Here is a 7,435-nt window from a genome sequence, read left to right on the forward strand (position 1 = left end):
GTCCCCGCCCCGACCACCGCCTCGGGCACCTCCTCGGCGATCGCCCGGATCGCCTCCAACGCGGCAGGCGTACGAAGCGTCACCTCGACCCCCCGCAACCCCCCACCCACCAGCGCCCGCGCGACCGGCACGGCATCGGACACCTCCGCGATCACGACCACCGGCACCACGGCCGCGAGATCGAGCACGGAGTCCACCTGCGACGACAACGGCAACGGCATGCCCTCATCGTCCCGACCGGTCACACCCTCCGCAATCGTCGTTGCGCATACTGCAACACCTTCTGAGCCTCTACGCCCAATAGAGCTTCAGACCTCGTGCTGGATCGCGCCGGTCCGAAAGAAGTGGCGGGCGTGCTGCTGCTGTGAGAGCAGCGTGGGGGAGTTGTCGCATCCGGCCTATGCGCGTAGCGCGCGTGGCAGCGCTGCGGTTTCCTCAAGCAAGGGCCGCTCTCGCGCACTTGACGGAATTTTGCGGCCCATTTACTGCCGGGCGGTGGAGCCCCAGACCTGCGGGTATGGGCCGCCCTAGCGGTTGCTGGGGCGGTTTGGTGAGAGTTGTCCCACCACGCAGGCATTTCTGAAGGAAAAACTTCAGATACGCTGACTGCTATGCAGCCGTCAACAAACCCTTCCCTGGCGCCTCTGCGCGTCGATGATCCGAAGGTCATGCGGGCGCTGGCGCATCCAGCCCGGCTGGCCATCATGGCGCGCTTGACGGAGGTCGGCCCCGGTACGGCGACCGAGTGTGCCTCTGCAACCGGCCTGTCACCGTCGGCAACGAGTTGGCACTTGCGAGCGCTCGCCGAATCCGGGCTGATCGAGGAAGCGGAGCACCCTGACAAGCGTAAGCACCTGTGGCGTGCGAGGTCGTCCCAGCTGGTCGTCGCCAATAGCGAACGCGACGGTGGCGCGGCGAGTCGCGATCTGCTGCGGCAGTACCTGTCCCGCAGTGATCGGCAGTTGGAGGAGTGGCTCGACGCCGAGGCCGAGCAGCCGGCGGAGTGGCGCGAGGCACTGTCGATCGTCAACGCCAGGGTGGAGGTGCGGCCCGAAGAGCTGGACGAACTTCTCCTTCAGGTCAAAGCGCTCTTCCAGACATACAGCGATCGCGCGCGGGACGGTGCCGAGAAGGGTCGTCGTCCGGTGGCCGTCTCGCTGCGGGCGGTGCCGGAGGTGCTCCCTGAAAGCTGATCTCCGAAGCAGATGCTTCGAAGTCAAAACTTCGAAAATCGCTTGCCCTTTGTAACTTCGAAGCTATAACTTCAGAACATGACTTCGGCTGCCACGCGCGGCCGTCTCCCAGGTCACGTGACGGCGATCGCTGCCACGTTCCTGGTTTCCTGCCTGGGGGACGGTCTCGCCATCACCGCATTGATGCTTGACTTCCACGACCGGGGCACAGGAGGCTTCGGGATCGCCGCACTCTTCGGGGCGATGTCCGTCCCGGCGATCGTGCTGGCCGGCTTGGCCGGCCGGGTGTCCGACCGCTATCCGGCCAGGCAGGTACTGCCGCCCCTGGGTGTCGCCTTGGTCGCCGTGTGCGCTGTGATGGCGATGCTCGACGCGGTCCCCCTGCTCATCGCCCTGTTCGCCGTGTTGTCGGCGCTGATGGCGGTCGCGGCGCCGGTGTTCGTGAAGGCGTTGCTTCGGGCTGCTCCCGGGCCTCTGATGAGTCGCGCTGGGGCGCTTGTCTCCATGGCGTCCAGCCTGGGCTTCCTCATCGGGCCCGGTGTCGGTGCCCTGCTCATGGATGCCATCGGACTGCGCGGGGTGCTGCTGGTAGACGCGGTCACCTACCTTTCCGTGCCCGTGGTCGCCCTCTTCCTGCCGGCGCCGACCGATACGGCCGAACCCTCCGACTCTGCGGAACCTGATCAGAAGTCAGGATTCCTCGTCGGCCTGCGAGTCCTGGCGCAGCACCTTCCGCTAGCGCGCATGGTGCTCATCGGGTTGGTGCTCACCTTTGCCCTTCAGATCACCAATGTCGTGGAGGTCTACCTCGTACGCGACTCCTACGGTGCCAGCGCAACAGTCTTCGGACTGGTGACCACAGCATGGGCGGCGGGGCAGATCGCCGGGGCCGCAATCGCCGGACGCCGGCTTGCCGAACGCCCCACCGTGCGTCCCGCTGTCCTCACCGTCCTGGCGGTGGGCGTGGCCTTACTGGCCATCGCGGCCCTGCACAGTCTGCCAGGCCTCTTCGTACTGACTGCCCTGGCCGGCATCGCCGACGGAATATTCGGCGTCGCACGCCAGACCACTGTGGGGCGCACCATCGACCCGGCGAGCCAGGGGAGCGCGGTGGCGGCTCATGCCGCACTGCTCAACAGCGCCACCATCGCCGCCCTGATGTGCTCGGGCCTCGTTGCCTCACTCGTACAACCACGTACCGTCTACGCCTTCGGTGGCGGCCTGCTCCTGCTCGCCCTGGCCGTCACCCACATCTACCGCGGTGCCGACTCCGCGAAGACATCGGCACCTGCCACTGAGCAGCGCGCGGTCTCAGCTGCCGCCCTCTCCACAGACTGATCCGCCCTTCATTCCGGGGGATCGAGGCTGGACCTGTTCACCACGTACTCACTCGTGGGCTCCGGCAGCCGTTCCTTCACATGCCAGTCCGGCATTATTTTCACGTTGCAACCCACTAGGGGGACTTTGTTATGACCGCTTTGGAAATGCGTCTGCAGGCTATGAACGAGGAGCTGGCGCAGGCGGAGCCGAGTGTCATTCACCAGGGTATGGCGTTGACCGGCGGGGACATCCTGTCCGACGACAACCTGCCCGGTCTGTGGAAGATCCTCAACAACATCTGCTGACGCGGCCAATCCCTCGGGGCGCTGGAGGAGCATCCGGCGCCCCGAGGGCCCGCTCGCCACACAGCCCATCACTCACGGAGCTTGACCATGACCACGGCACCCCCCGAAACAACCATCGACGCCCGCGTCCTGCGGGGAGTGGACACCTTCCTCGACGGCTACGCCCAGCTAAGCCCACCGACACCCTGCTGGTCATCTACACCCCGGACTGCCGTGATCAGGCCTCCCTTTTGCTGCTCACCGCCCGTGACCGCGGGGTGGCCACCGCAGCAGTGGGCATGGCGCCAGTAGAGGACCCGGGCTTTGCCGACCGGCTGAGCGCAGTACTGCCCTCCCGCGAGAGTCTGACCGGCCGGCTGGTCCTCGTCACCATCGAACGCGACACCATGTCGCACGCCGATGTCGTGCGCCGCGCAGTCGACACCTACGGCGACCAAGTTCTGCCGCTGCGCATCATCAACGGCAGCTGGGACTTCTTCCGCCTCGCTCTCGGACCCACCCCAACCGAACTGAGCGCCATCAACGCCGGCCTGCTGCACCGATTTCTGGCGGCCAAGCACCTTGCCGTCACCACCAGCTCCGGCAGCGAACTCGAAATCGCCCTGGACAACGACCGCTACCGCTGGCTCAGCAACCGCGGCGTCTGGCGGCCCGGATCCTTCGTCATCCTCCCTGCCGGTGAAGTCGCCACCTACCCCGCCTCCGTCACCGGCCGCCTCGTTGCGGACGGAGCGTTCAACGTCAACAAGGCTGTCCAGCTCGACGCACGCCTGGGCGACAACCCGCTCACCGTCGAGCTCAAGGACAGCGACGTCGTCTCCTACTCCTGCAACGACGAGAAGACCGCCAAGCTTTTCGAGCGCTGCATTCAGATCGACCACGGCAACCACGTCGGTGAACTCGGCTTCGGCACGAATATCGGCATCGACGAGTTCATCGGCATGAACTCCCACATCAACGAGCGCCATCCCGGAATCCACCTCGGATTCGGCCAGCATGGCCAACTCCTCGATGTCGTCGACTACTACACCGATATCCACATCGACCTCATCACCAGCGACGTCACCATCCACATCGATGGTGACCCGATCCCCGTCACCTCCCGCACGCTTGCGCCCAGCGTCCTGCCTCACCCCACCAACGTCAGCGATGAGGACATCGACGGCGACTGCTGCGGGGCTCGGACACCTCATGAGTGAACTACGCCCGAGCCGGTACGCCATCCACAGCGAGAGCCTCTACACCAACTCCCTCGGCGAACGCCTGCGCCTGGTCTACAGCACCCGGCGGGCGGTGCCTCTTCTGCTCACCGAGGAAGTAGCCGCTCAGCTCAGCGCAGGTCAGGTCCCGACCGACGATCCGCAGTTGCTTCAGCGCCTGCTCGACGTGGAACTCGCCGTACCCGCCGACGAAGACGAACTGCACACACTGCTCAGCCGCTCGCGAGAAGTGGCCCGTGCGAGCGGCGTGCGGATCTTCAGCCTGTTGCCCACCCGCTACTGCAACATGGGCTGCACCTACTGCGGTCAAGAGCACACCAAGGGTCGGCTTCCGGACAATCACCGCGACGCCATCGCCGCCCGGGTGGGAAGAGCCATCACTTCCGGCAGTAACAGACAGGTCGAGGTGCGCTGGTTCGGTGGCGAACCGATGATGGGCTACGCCGTCATCCTTGATCTGAGCCGACGCTTCGTCGAGGCCGCTGACCGAGCGGGGGTCGGTTACCAGTCATCGATGGTCACCAACGGTTCCCTGCTGACCCTGCGCAAGCTGCACCGTCTGGCAGAAGAGGCCCAGGTCACCAAATACTGCATCACCCTGGACGGCCCGGAACACATCCACGACCAGAGCCGCATCCTGAAATCTGGCGGTACGTCCTTCCGACGCATCACCGACCTCCTCACCCGCGCCCTGGCCGACGATGCCCTCGCCGATGTGACCTTCGAACTGCGGACCAACATCACCACCGCCAATGCGGAGCACGTCGACGCATACCTGCATCAGATGGCAGCGCTCGGTTTCGCTCATCCACGGGTGCTGTTCACCCTGGAGCCGGTCCACTCCTGGTCGAACGACGTTTCCCAGGTCTCTCTCGACGAAGAGACCCTCGCGGAACGGGAGATCGGTTGGCTCAGGACGATGACCCGACTGGGCCTGAGGACCATGATCTTGCCCACCGCGTCAAAACCGCTTGTATGCGGCGCTGTCACCACCAACAACGAGATCATCAGCACCACGGGCAACATCTTCTCCTGCAGTGAGCAGCCTCTGGTCCCCGTGTCCGAGAACACCCAGGCCCTGGCGCGTGTAACCGAAATCGGCCTCGACGCCAAGCGCCCTGAGGGCCCCTTCCACCACTGGCATGACCAGATTCAGGAGAAGACCGTCCCCTGCGCCGGCTGCCCGATGCTGGGCATCTGCGGCGGGTCGTGTCCCAAGCTCTGGTCCGAGGGATTCGTCCCCTGCCCGAGCTACAAGAACAACTTTCAGCAGCGCCTGTCCGTACTCGCTGAGAAACACCGACTCATCCCCGTGGCCTGAAGCCCGGCCCTTGGGGCTCTGCTTGCCGGATGTGCCGGGGCCACCGCCACCGCCCGCCACTGAAGGGCGTCAGTGGACCTCCTCCACCAGCACATCCAGCGCCCACGCCTTCCCCGCCCGGTCCGGGGCCCGGGATTCCACCTCGTAGCCCGACTCCCGCAGCGCGTCGACCAGTTCGGCGGGGTCGCGAGGGGTGAGGCCGGTCGAGAGGAGGGAGCGGACGAGGCGGCCCTTGGTGGCCTTGTTGAAGTGGCTGACGACCTTGCGGGTCGGTGCGTGCAGGACCCGTACCGTCGCCGTACGGCCCGCGACCTCGCCCTTCGGCTTCCATGCCGCCGCGTACGCCGCCGAGCGCAGATCCAGCACCAGACCGTCCCCGGCCGCCTCCGGCAGCACCTCGGCCATCGGGGCCCGCCAGTGCGCGGCCGGCGCGCCGAGCCCGGGCAGCTTGATCCCCATCGAGCAGCGGTAGGAGGGGATGCGGTCGGTCACCCGCACCGCGCCCCACAGCCCGGAGAAGACCAGCAGCGAGCGCGCCGCCCGCCGCTTCGCCGCCGCGTCCAGGGAGGCGAGGTCCAGGGCGTCGTACAGGACACCGGTGTAGATCTCCCCGGCGGGGCGGGTGCCGGCCGTGCGCAGGGCCGCGTTCTTGGCGACCTCGCCGCGCAGCCCCTCGCTGAGCCCCAGCACCTCGCGCGCCTTCTCCTCGTCGCCCGCGCACAGCTCGACCAGCTCCCCGAGCACGGCCTCGCGCGCGCCGGTCAGCCCCGGCAGGGACAGCGACTCCAGCCGCAGCGGGGCACCCTTGCCCGAGTCGGCCTTACCTTCCGAGGGCGGCAGCAGGACCAGCAACACGTACTCCTTCTCTTGCGCTCAGGCGCCAGCGTACGGGGTGCTGCCCGGCCCCCCGCGCCCTACGCTCGACTCATGCTCAGCCGCAGGATCCGCGTGACCGGCGCCCCCGAGGCACCCCTGAGGGCCGCGCTCGCCGCCCTGCGCGCCCGCCTGGGCGTCCCGGAGGGGTTCCCGCCGGAGGTGGGGGAGGAGGCCGAGCGCGCGGCGAAGAGCCCGCCGCCACCGTCGTACGACGCGACGGACCTCCCCTTCTTCACCCTCGACCCGCCCGGCTCCCCGGACCTCGACCAGGCGACGCATCTGTCCCGGCGGGGGACCGGCTACCGGGTGCGGTACGCCATCGCCGACGTCGCCGCCTTCGTCGCCCCCGGCGGAGCGCTGGACGCGGAGGCGCAGCGGCGGGTGAACACCCTGTACTTCCCCGACGAGCGGGTCCCGCTGCACCCCGCGGTGCTCAGCGAGGACGCGGCCAGTCTGCTGCCCGGGCGGACCCGGCCCGCCGTGCTGTGGACGATCGACCTGGACGCGGAGGGGCGGGCGCTCGCGGTCGAGGTGCGCCGGGCCCTGGTGCGCAGCCGCGCCCGGCTCGACTACGCGGGCGCCCAGCGGGCCATCGACGCGGGGACGGCGGAGGAACCGGTCGCGCTGCTCAGGGAGATCGGCCGGGCACGGGAGCGGCAGGAGGCCGCGCGCGGGGGCATCTCGCTGACGGTGCCCGAGCAGGAGATCACCGAACGGGACCACACCTACGCGCTGTCGTACCGCGCCCCGCTGCCCGCCGAGACATGGAACGCCCAGCTGTCCCTGCTCACCGGCATGGCCGCCGCGGATCTGATGCTCGCGCGGGGCACCGGCATCCTGCGCACGCTGCCGCCCGCCCCGGACGGCGCGGTGGCCCGGCTGCGCCGTACCGCGCGGGCCCTCGGCATCGACTGGCCGCACCATGTGCCGTACTCGGCCGTGATCAGCGCCCTCGACCCGCGGGTGCCGCACCACGCGGCGTTCCTCCAGGAGTGCACCACGCTGCTGCGCGGCGCGGGCTACACGGTCTTCCGCGACGGCGCGCTCCCGGCGATCACCACCCATGCCGCGATGGCCGCCCCCTACACCCACTGCACCGCCCCCCTACGGCGCCTCGCCGACCGCTACGCCCTGGAACTCTCCCTGTCCGCCGCCTCGAACGACCCCCCGCCCGACTGGGTCCTCGCCGCCCTGGACGCC

The 7,435-nt window shown here is 68.2% G+C and carries 7 protein-coding genes and 1 pseudogene; 6 read left to right on the forward strand and 2 right to left on the reverse strand.

The genetic code is table 11. The features are described 5' to 3' along the window. Window positions 1-221, reverse strand: a pseudogene (locus tag CCN72_RS26830) (keto-deoxy-phosphogluconate aldolase); the annotation flags it as partial. 390 nt (window positions 222-611) lie between these two features. On the opposite strand from CCN72_RS26830, the gene CCN72_RS26835 reads away from it, so the two are divergent. From CCN72_RS26835 to CCN72_RS26845, 5 genes are all read left to right on the forward strand, one after another. After that, window positions 612-1,193 (forward strand): helix-turn-helix domain-containing protein, encoded by a 582-nt coding sequence (locus CCN72_RS26835; RefSeq protein WP_086810339.1) that lies wholly within the window; start codon window positions 612-614, stop codon window positions 1,191-1,193. A 117-nt stretch (window positions 1,194-1,310) separates the two neighbouring features. Next, window positions 1,311-2,531, forward strand: coding sequence for an MFS transporter (locus tag CCN72_RS26840; RefSeq protein ID WP_158101415.1), 1,221 nt, complete (start codon window positions 1,311-1,313; stop codon window positions 2,529-2,531). 146 nt (window positions 2,532-2,677) lie between these two features. Further along, window positions 2,678-2,818: a hypothetical protein gene (locus CCN72_RS39170; RefSeq protein WP_158101416.1), complete on the forward strand. Its 141-nt coding sequence runs from the start codon at window positions 2,678-2,680 to the stop codon at window positions 2,816-2,818. Between the two features lie 230 nt (window positions 2,819-3,048). Continuing rightward, window positions 3,049-4,017 (forward strand): CgnE/CgnB domain-containing protein, encoded by a 969-nt coding sequence (locus CCN72_RS39175; RefSeq protein ID WP_158101417.1) that lies wholly within the window; start codon window positions 3,049-3,051, stop codon window positions 4,015-4,017. Next, window positions 4,010-5,359, forward strand: a complete 1,350-nt coding sequence (locus CCN72_RS26845) for a radical SAM/SPASM domain-containing protein (RefSeq protein ID WP_158101418.1) — start codon at window positions 4,010-4,012, stop codon at window positions 5,357-5,359. Before CCN72_RS39175 ends, CCN72_RS26845 begins: the two co-directional genes overlap by 8 nt. Before the next feature lie 69 nt (window positions 5,360-5,428). Here the strand turns inward: CCN72_RS26845 and yaaA are convergent, their stop codons facing one another. Continuing rightward, complete coding sequence (gene yaaA / locus CCN72_RS26850) at window positions 5,429-6,211, reverse strand: peroxide stress protein YaaA (protein WP_086810345.1); 783 nt, start codon at window positions 6,209-6,211, stop codon at window positions 5,429-5,431. A 75-nt stretch (window positions 6,212-6,286) separates the two neighbouring features. On the opposite strand from yaaA, the gene CCN72_RS26855 reads away from it, so the two are divergent. Then, on the forward strand, window positions 6,287-7,435 hold a 1,149-nt coding region (locus CCN72_RS26855; RefSeq protein ID WP_086810347.1), incomplete at its 3' end, for a ribonuclease catalytic domain-containing protein.

The sequence above is a fragment of the Streptomyces murinus genome, from assembly GCF_002154555.1.
GTDB classification, from domain to species: Bacteria; Actinomycetota; Actinomycetes; order Streptomycetales; family Streptomycetaceae; genus Streptomyces; species Streptomyces murinus.